The following is a 19,047-nucleotide window of genomic DNA, read 5'->3' on the forward strand; positions in this document are numbered from 1 at the left end:
AGCGGGGCACTGCATGGGACGCGGACTTCGTGCCCATGGGCTGGCGGCTCGCGGAGGCGGACCCGCGAGTGAAGGTGCTCGAGCTCAGCTACTCGCCTGGACAGCGCTGGGCCTGTGACCTCGCGGGAGCCGGAGCGCTTCAGTGCGGCATCGTGGTCGCGGAGCCCACTCCTCGCGTGGCGGGTGTCGCGGGGCGCACGCCGCACATCCAGATGTTCGCGTCCTTGTCCTGGGGTTTCCATGGACTCTTGTACGTGGGCGCGCTCACGCCTTCGATGCCGGCGGCCTCGCTGGCGGGCCACACGCCTCCGCCGCAGGACGCGGTCATCTCGCCGCTCCAGAACAAGACGCGACAGTTGAAGTTCTATTGAGCGTGGGCGGATGCGGCCCACTTGGGCAGCCCGCAGTGGAGGCAGCTCGGGGTGGTGCACAGGGCCACGTTGCCCCGCTGATGGAAGGGATGTCCGCAGCGGGGACACGGCCAGCGCGTCACCCGGTGCGAGGTGAGGGGCACCGTGATGAACAACGAGAGGCCCAGGTATTTGCGCCAGCAGCCTGGCCCTCCCAAGACGGCGCCGCGCGTGAACGTCAGCAGCGCGGCGGAGAAGACCCCCCCCAGGAGCGCTCCGAGGTGCGCGAGCGCGCGCCAGCGAAAGCGCCGCCACGCCGCCTCGTAGGATGGGGCCTTGAATACCTGTCGCATGCCGGTGGGTCGCCACGGGGGCAGGCCCGGGCGCTCCAGGGACGCACCCGGCCGGAGTTCCTCGGGCCGTGCAACACCGGACCCCGCTATGCGCAGGCCGAGGTGACGCTGCGCTCGGACTTCAAGCCCGAGCTGTGTTTCCTGGGCGCCGACTCCAGTCCGTCCTTCGTCCGCAGCCCCGAAGGCAACGGCTGTGCCGAGCGCTTCATCCGGACCCTCAAAGAGCAACTCCTCTGGGTCCGCTCGTTCGAAACCGTGGAGGCACTCCGTCTGGCTCTGCTCGACTGGGCTCGCCAGTACAACGAGCACTGGCTGCTGGAGCGCCACGACTTCCTCTCGCCGACTCAGGCCCGGCGAGAACTCATGCAACGGCAAGCCGCCTGATTGCTACCAATCTGGTGTCTCAACAATCAGGTGCGGTACACAGCGCCGCCCCAAGCGCCCATGTCCACAGCGGGCGCCAGTCAGCGCCGCGGGCAGCCTTCCTGGAGATAGTGGGCATCTCCCCATGGCGAGTCGAGGCGCTGCCGGCCGCGAGGGAGTCACCCCTGGGTGGTATGGACCAGAAGGTCTGCCTCTGCCTTCGAACGCGCTGCACTTCTTCTGCTTTGGCGCCAACGTGGGGTTGCTGCGACGGCTGGGCAGATGATGGGAGGCCGCGCCAGAGGAGGAAGGAGTCCCTGGTGCGCGTTGGCAAGCGGCTTGGTGCGCTTCCTCCTCGCCCGTCGGTACATGCAGTCCCGCCAGTCGCTGCTGGACTACTCGCTCACGCAGTTCTTCCGAAAGCGAGGGGGCGTCATCGCTCGTGACTGGAGGGACCGTCAGCTTGCCCTCAGTGCAGGCTGGGTGATCTCTGACCTCTGAGGCAATGCAGGGTAAAGTTGGACCAGAATGTCCAACAAAAACGGCGATAGCGGGCCGCACGTTAACTATTGTAGGGAGTGAGCGTGGGGAGAGACGTGACGCTGGCGACGCCCTCGAGTGTGTTCGACCCGCCGCGTAGCGGAGGAGGACGTCGTGCGTCCATGTGGGCGGACTTCCTCGTCGACTCGTCGCATGGGCATTCGTCGAGTGAGGGCGGGCTTGGGCTGCGTTTCCGTGGGCCCGTTTCAGGTCCCGAGCACCTGCTCGTCGAGACCTTCCTCAACACGGCCACGATCCAGCTTCGCCCTTGCCGGCGCCTGACAGTGTTCGCCGAGCCTGCGATCGATACTGGCTTCCCCGACCTCGTCGGGGTGGTCTGGCGCAGCGATTTGGCTCGCGAATGGATCGCCGAACGCGAGCGCCTTCGCGCGATGGACCTGCGGCTTCTACACCTGCTGGCGACCCAAGGCGTGGTGGAGCTCTCGTTCCTGCACAGGCTCTTTCAGCGGGGCCTCAACGGCATGCTGACTCGGCTTGAGGAGGCCGGCGTCGTGTCGATTGGGAAGTCAAAATGCCGGGCTCGCAGCATGAAGCGCATTTTTGCTGTCGAGCGCATCATTGCCATCGAGGCGAAGGTCTCTGCGACGCAGCGAGCGCTTGAGCAGGCGAGTGCGAACACGTGGTTTAGTTCCGAATCGCACGCACTGCTTCCACGTCGACGTGCTGGGGAGCGCCTCATGGGCGTAGCTTCGTCCCTCGGGGTCGGAGTGCTCGGCTTCGAGGAAGACCGAGTGACGAAGGTGTGCGCGTCGTCGATTCGCGTCGTGCCGCGCTCCTACGGCTCGTGGCTCTTCAACGAATGGACTTGGCGCATTGCTCGTGAAACGGGCGCGATCTGATGGAAGAGGGAGCTGAGCATGGATATTCCGTGGATCGCTGCACAGTTTCCGCAGCTCTCTGGTCTGCAGCCGCTCGCGACAGGGGGACAGAAGGTGGTCTTTGCCGCGCAGCATTCGAGCGACGGCGACGTCGTGCTGAAGCTCCTGCTGAAGGCAACGGGTGAGGAGCGCCTCGAGCGAGAGGTGCTCGCAGGGCAGCTCATCGAGTGCGAGCGCGTGCCTCGGGTCTTTGAGACCGGTGAGCTCGCGACACCGATCGGGAGCTGCATCTGGCTGCGCGAGCAACGCGTTCAAGGCACTACGCTGCGCACGCCTCTCCGCATGGGCGCGTTTGACTTTGCTGTTGTCGTTCGGCTCGGTGTGCAGTTGCTCGCGACGCTGGCGCTGGCCGAAGCCAAGCGGATTGTGCATCGTGACATCAAGCCGGAGAACATGATGTTCGACGGGAGCGGCAATTTCTGGCTGCTCGACTTCGGCCTGGCTCGACATCTCGACCTCGAGTCGTTGACGGCCACTCGGTTCGCCTTCGGTGTCGGCACGGTCGGGTACTCGCCCCCTGAGCAGATGCGAAATCGGAAGCGAGAGATCGACGGACGGGCGGACCTCTTCGCTGCTGGGGTCCTGCTCTACGAGTGCGCAACGGGTATCAATCCGTTTTTAGTTGGGGCGCGCGATCAACTCGAAGTGTTGAAGCGTGTCGAGCAGCAGCAGCTTCCTCGGCTGCAGTTGGCGGCTGATTGCGATGGCTCGTTTGCCGATCTCGTCGCCGCTCTCACGCAGAAGTACCCGAACCAGCGCCCGCGCTCCGTTGCCGATGCACTGAAGTGGATGACCGAGATCGCCTCTATCCATGCCATCGCTCCCGCTGGCGTAAGGAATGTCTGATGGACCTGCACTTTCAGTTTGGCTTCGGAATGATGGAGCACTGCCGCCATCTCGTTCGCTCGTGGGGCGGTGGGACCGTCATTCTGAGCCCACGAGACCTGAAGCGAGCGCAACTCGTGAAGCTCTCGGATGAGATTCGTGACCTGCCCGGCGGACAGGTCCTCGTAGACCCTCAATTCTACGTCCCACGCAGCGACCATTTCCGCCTCACCGCGCACGACTACTGGCCGGCCAGCTACGAGACCAACGGCTTCTTCGGTGGGCCAGGCATGCAGACGCTGATGAGCGCGGTGCTGCAGCTCAACCGAGAACTCGGCTGTTCGGCCGTCATTCTCCCAGGGTTAATGGCGACAACGATTGACGACGACTGGCTCGCGACCGTTCGGGCGACGGCCGAACACGCGGTGACCATGAACGCTGGCATTCCACTCTACGCGACGGTCGCGCTCGGCGCCGACAGTGTTCGGAACAGTTCTGGGATCCAGGATGTGCTCGCCGAGTTCGAATCGCTAGAGGTTGAGGGAGCGTACCTGCTCTTCGAGCACACGAATGGCGACTACATCGTTCAGGATCCCATCTGGCTCGCGAATGCGTTGGAACTGGCGGCTGGACTTCGGCTACTTGGGAAGACCGTCATCGTCGGCTACGCGAACCACGAACTGCTGTGCCTTGGTGCAGCCTCTGTCAACGCGATCGCCTCGGGCACCTGGATGAACGTGCGAGCGTTCTCTCCGGACCGTTTCCTTGCCGCAGAAGAGGACATCAAGAGGAAGGCTGTATGGTACTACGATCCGGCGAGCCTCTCCGAGTACAAGCCAGCCTTCCTTGATATGGCGCAGCAGCGAGGAGTGCTCGCGTCGATGGCTCCGCCAGCGTCATTCGGCAGCACCTATGCCGCGCCGTTGTTCTCGGGCGTGCAGCCGAGCTCCGTTGGCTTCGGCGAGCAGGAGGCGTTCCGCCACTACCTACAGTGTCTGCTCCATCAGGCCCGGGGAGTTCGCGCCGCGACGTTCGACGCCACAGTGACTAATCTTCGCCGAACGCTGGATGCTGCCGAACGGCAGGCGCGGCAACTTGCCCGGGCCGGCGTGTTGCCCGGGCTCCGCAGCTTCTCTGATGCTTTTGACCCGGTGCGCTCGGCGCTCAGCTCGCTCGAAGCGACGCGTGGGCCAATGCTGCGGAGGGCGTGGGGAACGCTCTGAAAAGCTCCCCGTCCGGGACAGCGTCCCTATGCGCAACAGTTCTGCGCCGCGCGACAAAATCGAGAATACCGAGTAACGGTGAGCCGCTTTTCGCTCTCTCGATTAACAGGTGGCCTATTTCGGCCTTTTGAGAAAGGGAAATGACGAAACCCTGGAAGGTACGACATCGAAAGCCCTGGATTTTCAGAATCGGCTGCCCGCAGTGGTTAACAAAACTGTTAACCACTCTCGGCCTCTCTCTCCCCAAAACGGGTGAAAGAGCGGTCCAGAGAGCCCAATCAGCGGCCGAGGAGAGGGGGCATCTCGGTCTGCGGGGTGGAGAGCCGAGAGCTCCCTCTTCAGCACCGCGAGCCAAAATCCCTTGGGATTCAGGGGCTTAAACACGAAGGCCCCGCGATGTCATCGCGAGGCCCGTGTTAAACAAAAAAGGCCCTACCGGTTGGTAGGGCCTTTCAAGTAGCTCCCCGACTGAAGCCCCGCGCGAACTCGTTCTCGGCACTAGCTCCAGAGACTGCGACGGAAAACACGAGGAACATCCTAGGGTTAGGTGGAGTCCGGAAAATTCGGGGCCCGATTGAGTCTCCGCAAACTTCCGTGGGGCTCTTTCCCCGGCTATCGCGGATTGGGTCTCGCGTCCAGAATCTCCCGAAGTGGTTTGATGTGGGATGCTGGGCCACTATGGCGGCGCAGGCCCTGGGCTTGTATCCACCCCTGCTTCTGCTGACGGCTACCTTCCTCGGGGTATTGCTCTGCCCGTGCCCGACGCCTGCTGCGCGCACCGGGCGCCTCATGCGAATGCGGCTGACAGCGGAGGCCGACAGCCGGCTCGCTCGTGATTCAGCCGCGGCGATCCACCGCGTTGCCCATGGCGAGGATGAACTCGCTAGGCTCCGTTCCGGACCAGAGGACGTGCAGCGAACTGCGGCAGCGCGAGAGCGCCACCAGGAACAGGCGTAGGTCGTCCTCGCGCCGCGTCTCTCGGTGCAGTTCGCTCTTCACGCTGCTGAAGTCCGGCATACGGTCACGGTCCACACCCACCACGATGCAGAGGTCGAACTGCTGGCCCTTAATCTGCCGCGCCGAACTGAGGGTGATGGCTTTCTGTGGCGTCCGCCGGCCCTCGCCATTGGGGCGGTGATGCTGGATGCCGTTGGCTACGAGGAAGGTGCCCACTCGCTCCAGGAGGGCATCATCGAAGCCGATGACGCCCACATCTCGAGGCTTGCCCCCTCCGTCAAGGTAGCTGCGCACAAGGTCGCGCACCTGGGCGAACATTGCCTGCTCCCCCGCAAACCCGCTGACTATTGGGCGCTCGCCGTTGTTCCCCTCGCTGCCCGTCTGAAATGCGCCCCAGTTGTCGACGAGGCCGAGCGTCGGGTAGGCAGTGATGAGCTGGTGAAGGGCGGCGACGATCTGCCGGGTGCTACGGAAGTTCTGCTCCAGGCGGGTACCCTGGAAGCGCAAGTCAGTGTCGAAGCCAATGTCACGCAGGCTGGGATAGCGGGCGTAGACGGCCTGCGCTTGATCGAAGCACAGCATCATCCCCTCGGGTCGCTTCACCAGATGGCGCAGGAGCGTGAGCTGGTTTCGGAAGAAGTCCTGCGCCTCGTCAAGGATGAGGTAGTCGAAGCCGTCCTCCGGTTTACGGTACTGTTGCCACACCGTCTTGGACACCTCCTTGATGGCGTCGTTCGTCAGGTCGTCCGAGTCCACGAAGCCAAGGTTCCGGAGCGTCTCGTTGTAGATGGTCGCAATTTCCCAGACGAAGCGCTTGAAGGGCTTCTCCGCTGCGGCAAGCCACCAGCCAGCGGGCCGCCTTTCGTTGAGATAGGTGGTGAGGTCCGCGATGTCTCGAGCTTTGATGAACTGGCTAATCTCAGTCTCGATTTCCCAGAGCCCGTTCTTGCTGCGGGCGTCGAACTGCGACCAGAGGGAGTTGTATTCCCCATCGGTGAGCCGGCGTCGCGCTTCGTCGACAGCGAGCCGCAGGGCCGCGTGGCGGTCTGCGTCCCCCTTCTCTGCGCGGTAGGGGGCGAGCGGCTCGATGCCAAGCTCATCCACCTTCACGAAGCGGGCGCACCACTCGTGGAGGCTGGTGATGGCGATGTGCTGTGGATGGGAAGGGACGAGAAATCGCTCCAGGCCCAGCCCGCTGACCTGCTCCAGCACTTTCACCCCGAGGTCGGGGTTGAAGACGAGGAAGCCGATGCGTGACCGCTGCCCCTGCTCCTCTGCGCGCCTCGCCACGTAGCCTGCCCGCATGACGGCCGTGAACGTTTTGCCCGTGCCCGGGCCACCCTGCAGGCGAATGGGGGCGTCGTGCTCCATTTTCACCACCGAGGCTTGCTGCTGGGTGAGCATGGCGAGCGCAGACTCGAAGCTTAGCCCTAGGGATGCCGAGCGCCCCGTGGCGCTCATCTGGTAGACCTCGAGGGTCGTAAGGCGCTGTTCGCGCCGACGCGCCTCGGCGATGAGCTTGTGCTGGAAGGCGCGCTCGACGGCCTCGTACTGCCCCTCGCTGAGGTGGTCCATCAAACCGATGAGGTCATCCTCAATGCGCATGCCGAGAACCTGCCGCATGAGGGTCTGGTCAGTGATGTTGAGTTCGCGCAGCCGGTTGAGGGGAATCCACCCATCACGGAGCGGCACCTCTGGGGGCGGCGTCTCCGTGATTCGCGGCCGGTCCAGTGGCTCAAGCATCCCGCGCATCTCAAGTGCCGCCTCCTGCAGCTTGCTGAAGCCTGACAGTTGCTGCTCAGGTGGCTGCCGGATTGAAGCAGAACCAGAATGTGTGGCCCAAAGTTTAGCGTCGAACAGACCTAGCACTGCCGTGAAACGAGGCGCCTCCACGAGGAAGTGCAGGCGGTGGTAATCGCCGGGGGCGAAGATGGCATGGACTTTCTTCTCGCGGACGTACTTGAGGCCCGCCCGCTCGCGTGCCGAGTCGATGTTGGCCACGTCGAGCACTCGCCGGAAGAGCGATTCCCCCCAGTCGCGGTGAGTAATGAATTCCTCGACGACGTCACCAGGAAGGATAACGTCGCGCCACGTCTCCTGCGGTGCCCCGTCTGCGGCGGGCGAAACGTCGAAGATGCCCGTTATCCCCGACAGGATGCTGGCAGCACGGAAGCGCCGACCGGCCACTTCGAAATCCAAGCTGCTGCGGTTGATGGGCGGCGGGGTTCGGTCTACGTGCTCCAGCGCCTTTGCCAGTGAGTCATGCCCTTTGGCTCCAAGCCCCCGCAGCAGCCGCTCGCTCAGCCACACCGTGTTCACGCATGCCCCCGTGAGGTGACGTCTCTGCACGATTGTGCAGGTGCAAGAAGGGCAGGGTCAATGCGCCTCATCTCTCCGTCCACCTGCGGACTTTCGGGATCTCGTGAACGCGAAGGATGCGACATACCGCCGAGAGAAGTCCCTCTCTTCCACTTCACGAGTGGGCGACCTCTGGGCCAGAAAGGGCTTGCCAAGCAGGGCACCCGGCATGCGGAGCTGCTGCACAGCCATCGAGGTCCACGCCAACCCAGGCAGCCCTCTGCGGTGCGGTACACCCCTCCGCTACGACAAGACGGCGACCTGCTGCTTCGCCGGACTGCACGTCGCGGCCATGGTTCTCCGGCTGCATTAATCGGGGACAGCCCCTAGCACTTCGCGGGAGTGCTCGGGTTCGCGATTTCACTCCACCGACCGTGTCCGGTTTGTGACGGGGGCAACCCCATTATGCTGGATACCACTTGGTCCCCTGTGGGGGACTTACTGGCGGGGTTTCGTCCAGCACAGTGTGCCCGTCGAAGTGCACCAAGCACAACTCCCTGTCTACGAACTGAACGGAAGCTACTCGCGCTTCGGAACAAACAAGCGGTCGGAATGTACCGTAGCCGCACCTATGGAAGCGAACCCGCTCATCGCGCCCTTTGGCTGCATCGCATAGACGTCCAACCGCTGGCGTCGTGGGGATGGTCTTGACCCTGTCATCGTCGAGCCAGTCATTCTTCCAAGGCGGAGTCGGGTGATTGCGATGGTAAACGACCAAGTAGAGCATGCTCCCCTCCATCCGATGTATGCTAGTCGCGCAGCATAACACTGCGGCTATCGATGGCTCTCGCGGACAATGTGCTAAATGGCGCTCACTGAGCGCGTGCCCATCCGTCTTCAAGCACATCCGCCACGTCATTGGCCAGACGGTTATCCGGGCAGGGCGTCCAGTTCGGCCTGGACCGCACCACCGTCTTCTGGACGCGGCCCTGGAGTGCGCCGGCGGAGGAGGGTGGACGCCGAACCTCAAGGCCGGACGGTGCCCTTGGCGATCCCGCCCCCACTTCGCCGGCATTGGAACTTAATGGCCTCGTGTGCGCCTCGCTCGCTCACAGTGACGCAAGGCCCCTGGTGGCCTTGATGCGCTCATGATGCAGCGACCGGATTCTAGGTAGGCATGCGCATTCATGACGGGGCGACCGAATTTGGGGTAGGCACAGCCTTGGTACAACACCAACTGCCGGGCACCACTGCTCAGGTGCCCGTGTCCAGGGAGGTGCCTGGCGAAGTCTCCGCCTGGTTCGTCCAAAGTACCTCCAGAGACCTGCGCCCAGCCCTTGTGGTCTTCACCTCTGCTAGGTGTTGGAATGGCAGCCAAGTCGCGCCTGCATTCTCACAGACGAGGACCTGCCCTGCTCTCAAGGTACACCATTCCGCGAGCGCAGCGAAGTCCAGGCCCTCTGAGCCGAAGCGATAGTGCTTTCCCGCCAGTTGGTAGGGAGGGTCGACAAACCAAGTGGCTGGGCCAGCCACCGGGCAGTCGGCGTAGCTGCAGGTGTAGACCTTCCAGTGCCGAATCGCTCCAACCTGGGACGCAATTGTCTCTCGGACACGTTGGCCCCAGAAGGACCCAGGGCGAATCCCATCCCTCATCCACCTCGATGGGCGCTTTCGTGGACTCGCAGTCGCTCGATTGAGCCAGAAACCGACGAGCCATCTTGCCTCTTGGCAGACTGCGAGATCCTCCACCGAACCATCAGGTGCAAGGTCAGGAATTGCGAGGATCTCCTCTGGCTTCACTCTAATCAGGTATTGCCAGACGCCGGCAAGGATTGGGTCAATTTCGCAGAGAACTACCTTTCGGTCGGCATACCTGAGCGCATACCCAGCGGAGCCAGCGAAGGGCTCGACAATCATCCCGAAATGGGGAGGAGGGTAGTTCTTCAAGGCGTCGCGCCACTTACCGCCGTAATACCCGAAGAAGGGCCGGAGGTGGTGCGTGCCCGAGGTGAGCCGCTTGGGCGCAAGCCGCGTCGGTGCCTCTCGCGCCGGACTCGCGTCAAGTCCAGGAAGGAGGGGCGTCGATTCGACCTTCTTTCGCTTCGTCATTGCTCCCAATGGGTCCTTCGCCTTCCGCCACATGGCCAAGTACGGGCGACTCCAGGTTTCATGGAGCCACACCTACTGTCCCGCTTACCAGCGTCGAATGCGCTGCGGTACCGAGTGTAGGCTGCGCTGGTCGAAGTGCCTACTCCTCCGCCCGATAAGGGGCTGAAGATGCGCTCCCCTATCGCATACCGACAAGCCGCAGTTCCCACCTGACCGCGTCCGATTTGACGGGGGCAACTCCACGCTGTTCCACCCGGGCTGGGCGGTAGACACAACCCCCACCGGACAGGCGGTAGGGTCGACGGCTCGCAAGCGCGAGTCGCTTCGCCCGCGGTATCCCCAGGCCTACAGGCTGTCGAATTAGGTGAGGTACTGGAGCTGGCTGATCTTGCACGCGCGGGCTGCTCGACCGTCGGTTTCAGCTGGGAGGTCGCCGCGGTTCGTGGTTGAGCCTACCCCTCTGGTTGCTTAGCCTCTGAGGGTCGCCAAACCATCCCGTCAAATGCGGGCGCTGCTCCCGCTCGGCAGCAAAGTCCCTGTGCAAACCATGGCCGTCCCGACGCGAGCGCAGCATCGAATAGCAGTTGAGGTAGTCGCATGGTATTTGAAGACGTACTACGCGACACCGGAGGACCCTGGCACCCTGGCTATGTTCTGCAGCCAGGAGCGGCTTGGGCAGTTTGCGCTCGAGCCAACCGCGCTGCAGCGTGGGGATGCTGCGGCCCTATTCCAACTGCTGGTGGGTACAGTACTTTTTCAGCGGCAACGCGACTTGCAGGTGCTGCGTATCCTCCGGGGGTTGAGTGCGAATGAGATCCGAGAGCTTACCGATGTGCCTCGGCTCCTCGTCCATGCCCTGAACAACCAGTGTGTGCAGAGCCACTCGGTCGCAGCGCTACACGCGAGCTGTGACGTCGGCAAAGATGCTGGCGGCAAAGGGATGTGCGGACAGCGTCCTGTGGCTGCCTGCGACCTGAAGCGGCACGCTGAGCTGCTCCGGCGCTATGGCGATTTCGGGAAGGTTCCCACCTCCGCAGCCCTGCTGCTGCACGAAGCTGGTCAGCCAAGCCTGGCTGCCTTGTTCACGCAGGTGTGCCGCAGCCATCGCACGCGGCGTGCCCGGGCGGTTGCGCTGGAGGCCGCGCTGCTGCGGGTGTGGAGGGTCAGCTACAAGCTGGCAAACATGTACCTCTCGATCCTAGCCAACCCGGATCTGAACCCCAATGGCCCGTGGGCTGCTCAGCTCGACTGGACGTATTTCGTCGTGGTGGATAGCAATGTCGACCGCTTCTTGGCCTCGGTGAACTATGAAGGGGCGGCCGACTATGGCGCACGGCGCGAGTTCCTGCAGGCGCTCGCACGTGGAATCGACCTGAGGACCTTTCATCGTGACCTCCACGCCTACAACCCGCGCCTCGTCCAGCAGGCCCTCTACCTCTTCATGAGCGCCTCCAACCGCCGGGAGAGTGCTGTGGATTGCAGTAGGGCGGCCACTCTTGCGTGCGGCGAGTGCCCGCGCCCTCTCTCTACGCGATGCCAGGTTCGCCCTGAGAAGTAGGGGGGGGCGGTGCGCTATCGGGCTGCGCCCTTGCCGCTTCTGGATGCCGTGCGCTTGGTGGGACCGGCCTTAGGGGGCTTCGCTACCCTCGGCGTAGACCTAGAAGGGGCCGGCGACCGACCGAGGCTTGCAGTGACCGAAGCGGGGAGCAGGGTGTCAAAGCGGAACTTGCTCGCCTCAAGGTACTCGCGTACTTCATCCATCACCAACCAGCGCCGTCCCAGCCCTTCCGCTACTCGGCCCGTGGTGTTCGAGCCTCCGAAGGGGTCGACAACCACGTCCCCTTCGTCCGTCAGTAGCTTAATGAAGAAGTCTGGGAGGACCGCCGGAAAGCGCGCGGGATGGATCTTCAGCCCTGCCTCCTTGCAGCGCTTGGTGTACTGGTCGTTGGCGGCGGTGTTCCCGGCCTTGATGAGGTCCGAAGGAGTTTCTTCCTCAAAGAAATTGGCCGGGATGGAGCCGCCCGCGTCCACTTTGTCGAAGCTCGCCGCGATGTTGTGCCCCGAGGGCCTCACCGTCGCGCGCACACCTCGTTGGTTGAGGCGGAACATGTCCGCGCTGTAGGGCTTGAGGACGTTGCGGTTGTTCGCCTTTGGCCATGGCGACTTGGAGAACCACCAGACGTACTCGACCGCGTCCTTCATTCGAATGCGTCGCACGGTAACCCACTCAGCTGGCACGGGCATCTTCGCAGGATTATACCAGAAGCACTCTTGCGCTAGATGGAACCCCACCTGCTCTACCAGTGCGAGCAGCACTTTGAAGTGGTAGGTGGAGCGGGTGGGCTGCCCTTTATTGTAGCTGCCGCCGATGTTGAGCACGAAGCTGCCATCGTCCTTAAGAACCCGAAAGATGTCGCGGGCGAAGGTGAGCAGCCACTCCACATACTCGTCCTTATGGACGTTGCCGTACTCCTTCTTGAAATGCAGGGCGTATGGGGGGGACGTGAAGACGAGATTGATCGAGGCATCGGGCAACTGGCGCAGTACGTCGCGCGAGTCCGCCACGTAGGCAGCACCGTGCTCCGTTCCGTAGAATGGAGCAGCAGCAGGAACGAGGGCTGCGGGGTGCGGGGCCTCGGCGTGTGCAAGAGTAGCCTCCTGCGAGCGGGTCATGAGGTGATCTCCAGGGGCGAACGAGATACCGGTGGTGTCAGAGGGGTAGATACGAAGTTGACCACCAGCTATCCACGGCTAGCATCAAGGCGCCCACCTCTATCTATGGAAATTGGTTGACGGTGTCAACCCAAAATCCCTCCCCGCCAGCAGACGAGTGGATCTCCCAGGCCGACGCCGCCCGTCTCCGTGGTGTGTCGCGGCAGGCGATCTCACGGCTCATCAAGCGTGGCCGTCTCAGGACGACCACTGTGGCGGGCTACGTCCTCGTTCATCGCCTGGACGTCCTCAGCTTTGAGCCCCAGCTGGCGGGACGGCCTCGCAAGCACCACGGTTCAGATGACTAAGCCACTGGATGTCGAAGAGTTGAAGCGCCTGCTGGACGGGCTGAGCGAGAGCGAGCGGCGGCAGCTCTACTTGCACCTGCGGCACTCGCTTCCGAAGCACCCCATGGAAGAGCGGCTGATGGTGTCCGCAGAAGGGATCTTGGAGGCCTTCGCACGTGCAGGAGATCTCACCGTTCGGATGATTCGTGGGGTGATTGCCGAAGGTTCGTTTGCTGCTGAAGTGCTCCCCTTGCTTGCTCCCAAGTGGCGGGAGCTGCGTATTGAGGGGGCCGACCGTCCATACGACTTCCTCCTGACGGATAGCCCCGAGGGCGCGTCACCGCAGGGACCGTACCCGCAGGTGAAGGTCCAGGTGAAAATGCAGCGTTCAGAAGGTGGGAAACCCCTCTACGCGAACAACCAGTGGAAGAAAAAAGTGAAGTGGCCAAGCACCCACTTCATAGTCGAGCTGCAAAAGAGTCGCGCCGGCGAGACGGGGACAGGTGAATCCACTCGGCCCTATCGCTTTGGAGAGTTTGACCTCCTCGCAGTCTCGCTAGGTCCCGCCCGAGGCCGCTGGAGTGCGTTTATTTACACGGTTGAGCGATGGTTGCTACCGGATTTCGCGACACCAGCGTACTTGCTCAAGTACCAGCCGGTAGCACCAAGTGACTGTGATTGTTGGACGACCGACTTCAATACTGCTGTGCGCTGGCTGCGGAGCGGGGTCGTGCGGCGCATCACGAGCGACATTCCAACGCTATTTGCCCCTGGCTGACGGATGCCGGCGGAGGAAGTAGGAGAAGACGAATGCCACATCGGCCATCAAGGTATGAAATTGCCCTGGTTCGGCGCCTCTCTTTCACTTTGTGTAAATCCCTCAGCGCGTTTGGGCAGACAGGACAAGCCGACTGACCTGCCTGAATTCTTCGGACCACTGATTGCGAGAGGGGCTCCGCTCGGGAGGGTCTCTCCACGGAACCTCGGCCTTCACTCGCCACATCACAGCGTTGATGCAGTCGCGGTCCCCTCGCTTCGAGCGCGGGCCAGTCCTGGGACTCAGAACGGCCTCAATACAGCTCCACTCGGCATCGCTCAGCTCATGTCGGCGCATGGGCCAGTGCTGCGCATGCAGGGCTTCTGCCAGCAACCTCACTCAACGTGGAGCAGGTCGAACCGAACGTTCGGCCTGCCGCGTGCCGTGCGCCGCGAGTACCCCACGTGCCCGGGACGCCTACGTCGAGGTGACGGAGGTAGATGGCGCCCGCCACGCCACCGTCCTGGTGGGCAAGTTGGTCCCATACACGAGGCACCACACGATCCAGTTCCTGGAGGGGCGCATCAGCACCACCGCCGCGCGGGCCGCACGCGCGCCTCACTCCCATTGACGCGCTGCCCGAAGTGGCCTTGACGCATCCAGGACGCAGGGGCCGAATATTTGGCAGGCACGTGGGGCCGTATCGACCCTGCCTACAGGCCGCGGCGTCCCATCCCGGCTACTCAATCCTGGTATAGGTGCCATGAATGACGCACTGAATGGGGGAGGCATGTTCAGGAGTGTTGCAGATGGTTTCGCCAAACTGCTTGAGGCGATTGAGCCGAATCCGAAGGAGGTCGATGCCCGGGCTTCGCATCGGCGCAGCATAGAGCAAGCACTGGATACTTCGTTTGCAAACTTCAATCGGCTGGCCGTCATTGGCAGCCACACGCGTGAAACCGCAATCCGCGGCTACTCCGATGTGGACTACTTGGCCGTGTTAGGCAAGGCCGATGTGATGCATGGGGGGAAGGTGGTGCAGTCCAGCACTGTGCTGGCGAACGTTCGGAGGGCGCTCGGCAGTCGGTTCAAGTCCACGGAAATTCGCAACGACGGTCCCTCTGTTGTCGTCAACTTCAAGGGAGGCGAAGGCGCAGTGGACGTCGTGCCTGGATATTGGTCGGGTACTACTGGGCAAGATGGCTACCCGGTTTTCGCCATTCCCGATGGTGTGGGCGGGTGGCTCTTAACTTCACCGCAGCGGCACAGTAAGTACCTTGTCGAAGAAGGGGCGGCCTCCCGCTACAAGCTCAAAGGGACGATTCGGCTTCTCAAGGCATGGAAGTATGCACGCACACCGAGTGTTCCACTGCTATCCTTTCACCTTGAGCTTCTCCTTGCATCAGCAGGCACCTGCAAAGGCATCAAGACCTATGGGGCTTGCCTTCTTGATGCCTTCCGGCTGCTCCGAGACCGCGGTGGCAGCGCGCTCAATGATCCACTAGGCATCTCAGGTCGCATTCCAATTGTCTACACGGCACATCAGGCGGAGGCTCTTGTGAAGCATGCCGCGCACGCTGCTTTCCATGCTGACGCTGCGCTCTCCGCTGAGCAGAGCGGGCTGATCGACGAGGCGTTCCGCCAGTGGCGAATCGTCTTCAATGGTTGGTTCCCTTCCCGCCGATAGGAGGGCCACCGTGTCCGCATCGAGTGACATCGCCATCAGACAGAATTTCGCGGAAAACCTCGAACGACTCGCTGCTCAACGAGTCCTATACTCGCGAGGGAAACTAGCTCGCGGCGCTAGTGCGTTCATGGGCACTTTGCTCGCTATCGCATCCATCCCGACTGCGCTCTTTTGCCCGACGCTGTCGGCTGGGCTGAGCCTTGCCGCGCTGCTGTGGACCTTTGTTGAACTCATTCTCGTTGATGGCGTAGAGGACAAGAACCGGCAGATGGCAGCGCTCATTCAGGAGGATTTCGACACACAAGTCTTCGGACTGGCCTGGAACCCTGCCCTTGGGGCGCGACCGATACCAGAGACAATCGTGGATGCTGGCCGCAGCGGCAAGGGGGACGAGCGCCTCAAGGGCTGGTACCCAGATCTGTCCATGCTGCCCCGCCCGCTCGAGATTCTCGCCTGCCAGCGGACCTGCGTAGTGTGGGACCATCGTGCCCGGGGTGAGTATCAGCTTCTCCTGACCATAACTGCCCTGGCTCTCGTTGTCGCGGCAATCACCGCCGGAGTCGCGACAGGCCAGAGCTTGTCCAATTTCCTTGTAGGCTTCGCGGTACCGATTGTTCCCGCTCTTCAGCACTGCATCAAGACGATCAAGGCTCATAGGCGCGCTCATGCAGCACAGGACCTCCTCAGTGGAGACATTGACATGCTTTGGACGGAAGGGGTCAAGAGCAAGGGCCGCCTGTCGGATCTGAAGCTTCGTCAGGTTCAAGATCGTCTCCTCCTCTACCGACGAGAACAACCGGCTGTGCCTGATTACCTCTACTGGAGGCAGCGTTCTCGCTACGAAGTTGCGATGCGCGAAACTGCTCAGCGCCTCATCAAGGAGGCATTGGACAAGCTCAGTCGTTAGAGTGAGAGTCGGGCGCTTCGCTCAACCGTAATGCCGTAGTTGTTGCTGCCTGAGTCGCTCAGGGAATGTACCCGTTAGGTGGTGCTGTCCGCCGTGCTACGGCGGATTGCACCCACGAAAGTGTGACGGGACAGGGAAACGCGTTGCCGGCTTGCTCCAGGAATGGCTGGAGTGCGGCTGCCCATGTCCGACTACTCCGAGGCTGTGTCGTCCGTTGTCAGCGCCCGGTGCCCCGAGCACTCCGACGTGCCAGTCGCAGGCCTCTGCGTGCGGTGTGGCACCTTCGGTTGTTTTGTTTGTCTGACGCCTGAGTCTGGACTCTGTTTTCGGTGCGGACAGTTTGTCCCCGCGCTCGCTACGCCTGGTGTGCGCCTCCTGGCCAGTCTCATCGACCTGGCCGTGTGTTGGACGCCCTCCCTCGTTGTTAGCTCCCTTCTGCTCCCGCTGGTTGCTCAGACAGACAGTGATTGGGCTGCCCTCCAGGCGCGAGTCTTCTGGCCGCCGATGTTCCTCGTGTGGGCAGTCCAGGCGTGGCTGGTTCACAGTAGCGGGCAGAGTCTGGGGAAGCGACTGGTGGGCATCCGCTTGGTGCGCGAGGACGGCCAGTCCGTCGCACTCTGGCGAGTCATCCTCCTGCGCAACATCCTGCCCGGCGTCCTGAGCGCGATGTGTGGTCCGCTCTGGCTCGTGGACGTGTTCTTCGTCTACAGCCGCGAGCGCCGCTGCATACACGACAGGCTGGCTGGCACCCTCGTCGTCAGGACTCGCTGAGTCGCTGTGCCGAGCACCTCGTGTTTTCCATCGAGAGATTTACATTGCACCCCTCGGGCCTCCGAGGAGGGATGGGGGAGAAAGTCGTCATGAAGACTGCGGCGAAGGACGGACACACCCGCGTGCCCGCATTGCTCGCATGCGCGGTGCTGGCGCTGGGGCTGGGGCTGGCATGCTCCCGGCACACGTGGAAGCGCGACGACGTCATGTCGTGGGAGGGCTGCTGTGAAGGTGAGGAGGAGTGCCTGGCGCTCCTCCGGGACGTCGATGGCCCAGACGCCGAGGAGAGGAGGCTCCCGGAAGCGCAGCAGTGCGCTGCCTGGAAGTTGGGGCGACTCGGGGAGCCCGTCATCCCCCAGCTGATTGCGCTTCTCCAACACCCGGAGCGGAGAGTCTGCGGGGGCGCAGCTCAGGCGCTGGCGGACATGCGAGAGAAGGCGAAGGGGGCCGTGCCAGCGCTCCTCGAAGCGTATGAGAGAGAGCCACGTGGGATGGCCCTTCACGCCCTCACTCTTATTGATGATGCGAGTGCAGGCCCTGTGATTGCGCGCCATCTCGAGGAGTCCCCCTTCCCGATGCTGGAGCAACTCGGCCCTAAATTGGTGCCGGTGCTGCTGGATGTACTGGAGAACCCAGAGTCGAGCTGGGCGGCGCTGGTGCGTGTGCGTTACGTGCTGTCGCGCCGCAGCTACCGCTACGCGGAGACTTTTGTGCCACGCCTCCGGGCACTGCTGGCGCGGGAGCTTGCGGAACCCACCCTGCGACGTCCACCGGGGACGTCCTGCCCTGCCGTGCCCCTGCCAAGCTGCGAGGCCATCTATGACGGGTGCACGCCGCGCGCGGCCTACGTGGTGTCGGTATTGGGGGCCGCGGGAAAGAGAGGCGTGGCTGCAGTGCCGGAAGTTGTCCAGGCCCTGCAGCGGGCGGATGTTCGCCTCGCGCCCGTGGCGCTGCAGGCGCTGGTGGCCTTCGACAGTCCTGCTGCCGTACCCGTCGTCCTGGAGCAACTGGCCCGCGCGGAATGCCAGGGGCGGGCCCTGACGAGTCTCGCCTCCCTGGGCCCCGTGGCGCGGCCTGCTGCGACCGCGCCGCTGCTGCACCTGTTGGCCACGGGGGAGGAGGGTTGGGCGCGTGCGCGGGCCGCCGCAGCCCTTGGGCGCTTGGGGGACCCAGCCGCGCTCGATGCGCTACGCCAGGCAGCCAGCTCGTCACACAGCGAGGTGGAGGGGGCTGCCATCCAGGCACTGGGGAGAGTGGCCTTCCGTCCTCACGCTGAAGAGGTGCTGCCGCTACTTCAGAAGGTGGCGGAATCGCACTCCTCTCCTGTGGTGCGCAGCAATGCGCAGCGGAGCATTCAAATATTGAAGCCAGAGCCGGCGAGGCAGGGCCCAGCTTCGCCGCGCAGTTGTGAGGCGCTACGTCGGATGGGCAGTGAGGAATGGCCAGCGGACGAGAGCGGCATTTCTCTGGTGCTGCACACGATGGAGGACAAAGTCGCGCCCGCGAATGGCCCTTGCGAGGGTGTGCCCGGGGCAGACTCTGCTGCCGTCCTCGAGCCCATGGGCGAGGCCTGTCTTGTTGGCCATGACGCTGGGGAATTCGGAGGCTCGCTAGAGGTGCATGAGAAGGGCCGGGTGACAGTGCTCGAAGCACCGGACTCCAATCCTCTGTTTGTCGTGCGGGTGCACGGTGCCCTCGTGGTGGCGGAGGGCGTCATGCACCTGTATGGCGGGGATGGACGCTTGGTTCGCATCGACGCGTCCAAGGCGGGCTGGCGCGCCACGCCCTGGGTGGAGCTGCCCGGCGCGCCCATGGCACATGCGCTGAATGCCGCGGGGGACCTCGTTGTGGCGACAATGAACCAGCGCCTCGACGAGCTTACCTGTGGCCGTGTGGACGGGAGCGCGGACACCTACGTGCTGCGCGTCACCGAGGACGGGCGCCTTTCGCCAGAGAAGTAGGCATGCGCCGCTGGGTGAGGAATTCACTGGCCCAGCGCTGGGCAGTAG

General features: G+C 63.3%; 14 protein-coding genes and 2 pseudogenes. 11 read left to right on the forward strand and 5 right to left on the reverse strand.

What is annotated here, in order from left to right; all coding sequences use genetic code 11:
• Positions 1-371: pseudogene (locus KRR26_RS34920) on the forward strand (hypothetical protein); the annotation flags it as partial.
• Here the strand turns inward: KRR26_RS34920 and KRR26_RS34925 are convergent.
• A complete protein-coding gene (locus tag KRR26_RS34925) occupies positions 365-703 on the reverse strand; it encodes a hypothetical protein (RefSeq protein ID WP_217081983.1) in 339 nt (112 codons plus the stop codon). The pseudogene KRR26_RS34920 and the gene KRR26_RS34925 sit on opposite strands and share 7 nt — an antisense overlap.
• A 120-nt stretch (positions 704-823) precedes the next feature.
• On the opposite strand from KRR26_RS34925, the pseudogene KRR26_RS34930 reads away from it, so the two are divergent.
• The 4 genes and pseudogenes from KRR26_RS34930 to KRR26_RS34945 all read left to right on the forward strand — a co-directional run.
• Positions 824-1,087 (forward strand): annotated as a pseudogene (locus KRR26_RS34930) (integrase core domain-containing protein); the annotation flags it as partial.
• 641 nt (positions 1,088-1,728) lie between these two features.
• A complete protein-coding gene (locus tag KRR26_RS34935; RefSeq protein WP_217081984.1) occupies positions 1,729-2,466 on the forward strand; it encodes a hypothetical protein in 738 nt (245 codons plus the stop codon).
• An 18-nt stretch (positions 2,467-2,484) separates the two neighbouring features.
• Entirely contained in the window at positions 2,485-3,351 is an 867-nt protein-coding gene (locus KRR26_RS34940) for a serine/threonine-protein kinase (protein ID WP_217081985.1), read from the forward strand.
• Complete coding sequence (locus KRR26_RS34945) at positions 3,351-4,553, forward strand: hypothetical protein (RefSeq protein WP_217081986.1); 1,203 nt, start codon at positions 3,351-3,353, stop codon at positions 4,551-4,553. The genes KRR26_RS34940 and KRR26_RS34945 overlap by 1 nt, the downstream gene beginning before the upstream one ends.
• Positions 4,554-5,390: 837 nt before the next feature.
• On the opposite strand, the gene KRR26_RS37760 is transcribed toward KRR26_RS34945, so the two are convergent.
• Together KRR26_RS37760 and KRR26_RS34955 are read right to left on the reverse strand one after the other, a co-directional pair.
• Positions 5,391-7,829, reverse strand: coding sequence for a UvrD-helicase domain-containing protein (locus KRR26_RS37760; protein WP_217081987.1), 2,439 nt, complete (start codon positions 7,827-7,829; stop codon positions 5,391-5,393).
• Between the two features lie 1,233 nt (positions 7,830-9,062).
• Positions 9,063-9,917 carry a hypothetical protein gene (locus KRR26_RS34955; protein ID WP_217081988.1) on the reverse strand — a complete coding sequence of 285 codons (855 nt, stop codon included), beginning with the start codon at positions 9,915-9,917 and terminating at the stop codon, positions 9,063-9,065.
• Between the two features lie 604 nt (positions 9,918-10,521).
• On the opposite strand from KRR26_RS34955, the gene KRR26_RS34960 reads away from it, so the two are divergent.
• Entirely contained in the window at positions 10,522-11,475 is a 954-nt protein-coding gene (locus tag KRR26_RS34960; protein WP_217081989.1) for a hypothetical protein, read from the forward strand.
• 14 nt (positions 11,476-11,489) lie between these two features.
• Here the strand turns inward: KRR26_RS34960 and KRR26_RS34965 are convergent, their stop codons facing one another.
• Positions 11,490-12,590 (reverse strand): DNA-methyltransferase, encoded by a 1,101-nt coding sequence (locus KRR26_RS34965; protein WP_217081990.1) that lies wholly within the window; start codon positions 12,588-12,590, stop codon positions 11,490-11,492.
• Positions 12,591-12,956: 366 nt separating this feature from the next.
• Here KRR26_RS34965 and KRR26_RS34970 point away from each other — a divergent pair, with 366 nt between their 5' ends.
• A complete protein-coding gene (locus KRR26_RS34970) occupies positions 12,957-13,694 on the forward strand; it encodes a hypothetical protein (protein ID WP_217081991.1) in 738 nt (245 codons plus the stop codon).
• A gap of 102 nt (positions 13,695-13,796) precedes the next feature.
• On the opposite strand, the gene KRR26_RS37925 is transcribed toward KRR26_RS34970, so the two are convergent.
• On the reverse strand, positions 13,797-14,030 hold the full coding sequence (locus KRR26_RS37925) for a transposase (protein ID WP_407931759.1): 234 nt from the start codon (positions 14,028-14,030) through the stop codon (positions 13,797-13,799).
• Between the two features lie 406 nt (positions 14,031-14,436).
• Between KRR26_RS37925 and KRR26_RS34980 the strand changes: the two genes are divergently transcribed.
• The 4 genes from KRR26_RS34980 (at position 14,437) to KRR26_RS34995 (ending at position 18,999) form a co-directional block, all read left to right on the forward strand.
• Positions 14,437-15,360: an SMODS domain-containing nucleotidyltransferase gene (locus tag KRR26_RS34980; RefSeq protein WP_217081993.1), complete on the forward strand. Its 924-nt coding sequence runs from the start codon at positions 14,437-14,439 to the stop codon at positions 15,358-15,360.
• Positions 15,361-15,370: 10 nt separating this feature from the next.
• Positions 15,371-16,267, forward strand: a complete 897-nt coding sequence (locus KRR26_RS34985; protein ID WP_217081994.1) for an S-4TM family putative pore-forming effector — start codon at positions 15,371-15,373, stop codon at positions 16,265-16,267.
• A gap of 183 nt (positions 16,268-16,450) precedes the next feature.
• The gene (locus tag KRR26_RS34990; protein ID WP_236069512.1) at positions 16,451-17,038 is read left to right on the forward strand and encodes an RDD family protein; all 588 of its coding nucleotides are present in this window, start codon (positions 16,451-16,453) and stop codon (positions 17,036-17,038) included.
• An 89-nt stretch (positions 17,039-17,127) separates the two neighbouring features.
• The gene (locus KRR26_RS34995) at positions 17,128-18,999 is read left to right on the forward strand and encodes a HEAT repeat domain-containing protein (protein WP_217081996.1); all 1,872 of its coding nucleotides are present in this window, start codon (positions 17,128-17,130) and stop codon (positions 18,997-18,999) included.
• Positions 19,000-19,047: the final 48 nt, after the last annotated feature.

It is taken from the genome of Citreicoccus inhibens, assembly GCF_019039035.1.
Lineage (GTDB): Bacteria > Myxococcota > Myxococcia > Myxococcales > Myxococcaceae > Citreicoccus > Citreicoccus inhibens.

What these genes read in the sequence shown, in the direction of transcription:
- KRR26_RS34925 (WP_217081983.1), bottom strand. Translation starts at nt 703, where the DNA reads ATGCGACAGGTATTCAAGGCCCCATCCTACGAGGCGGCGTGGCGGCGC.
- KRR26_RS34935 (WP_217081984.1), top strand. Translation starts at nt 1,729, where the DNA reads ATGTGGGCGGACTTCCTCGTCGACTCGTCGCATGGGCATTCGTCGAGT.
- KRR26_RS34940 (WP_217081985.1), top strand. Translation starts at nt 2,485, where the DNA reads ATGGATATTCCGTGGATCGCTGCACAGTTTCCGCAGCTCTCTGGTCTG.
- KRR26_RS34945 (WP_217081986.1), top strand. Translation starts at nt 3,351, where the DNA reads ATGGACCTGCACTTTCAGTTTGGCTTCGGAATGATGGAGCACTGCCGC.
- KRR26_RS34955 (WP_217081988.1), bottom strand. Translation starts at nt 9,917, where the DNA reads ATGACGAAGCGAAAGAAGGTCGAATCGACGCCCCTCCTTCCTGGACTT.
- KRR26_RS34965 (WP_217081990.1), bottom strand. Translation starts at nt 12,590, where the DNA reads ATGACCCGCTCGCAGGAGGCTACTCTTGCACACGCCGAGGCCCCGCAC.
- KRR26_RS37925 (WP_407931759.1), bottom strand. Translation starts at nt 14,030, where the DNA reads ATGCGCCGACATGAGCTGAGCGATGCCGAGTGGAGCTGTATTGAGGCC.
- KRR26_RS34980 (WP_217081993.1), top strand. Translation starts at nt 14,437, where the DNA reads ATGAATGACGCACTGAATGGGGGAGGCATGTTCAGGAGTGTTGCAGAT.
- KRR26_RS34990 (WP_236069512.1), top strand. Translation starts at nt 16,451, where the DNA reads ATGTCCGACTACTCCGAGGCTGTGTCGTCCGTTGTCAGCGCCCGGTGC.
- KRR26_RS34995 (WP_217081996.1), top strand. Translation starts at nt 17,128, where the DNA reads ATGAAGACTGCGGCGAAGGACGGACACACCCGCGTGCCCGCATTGCTC.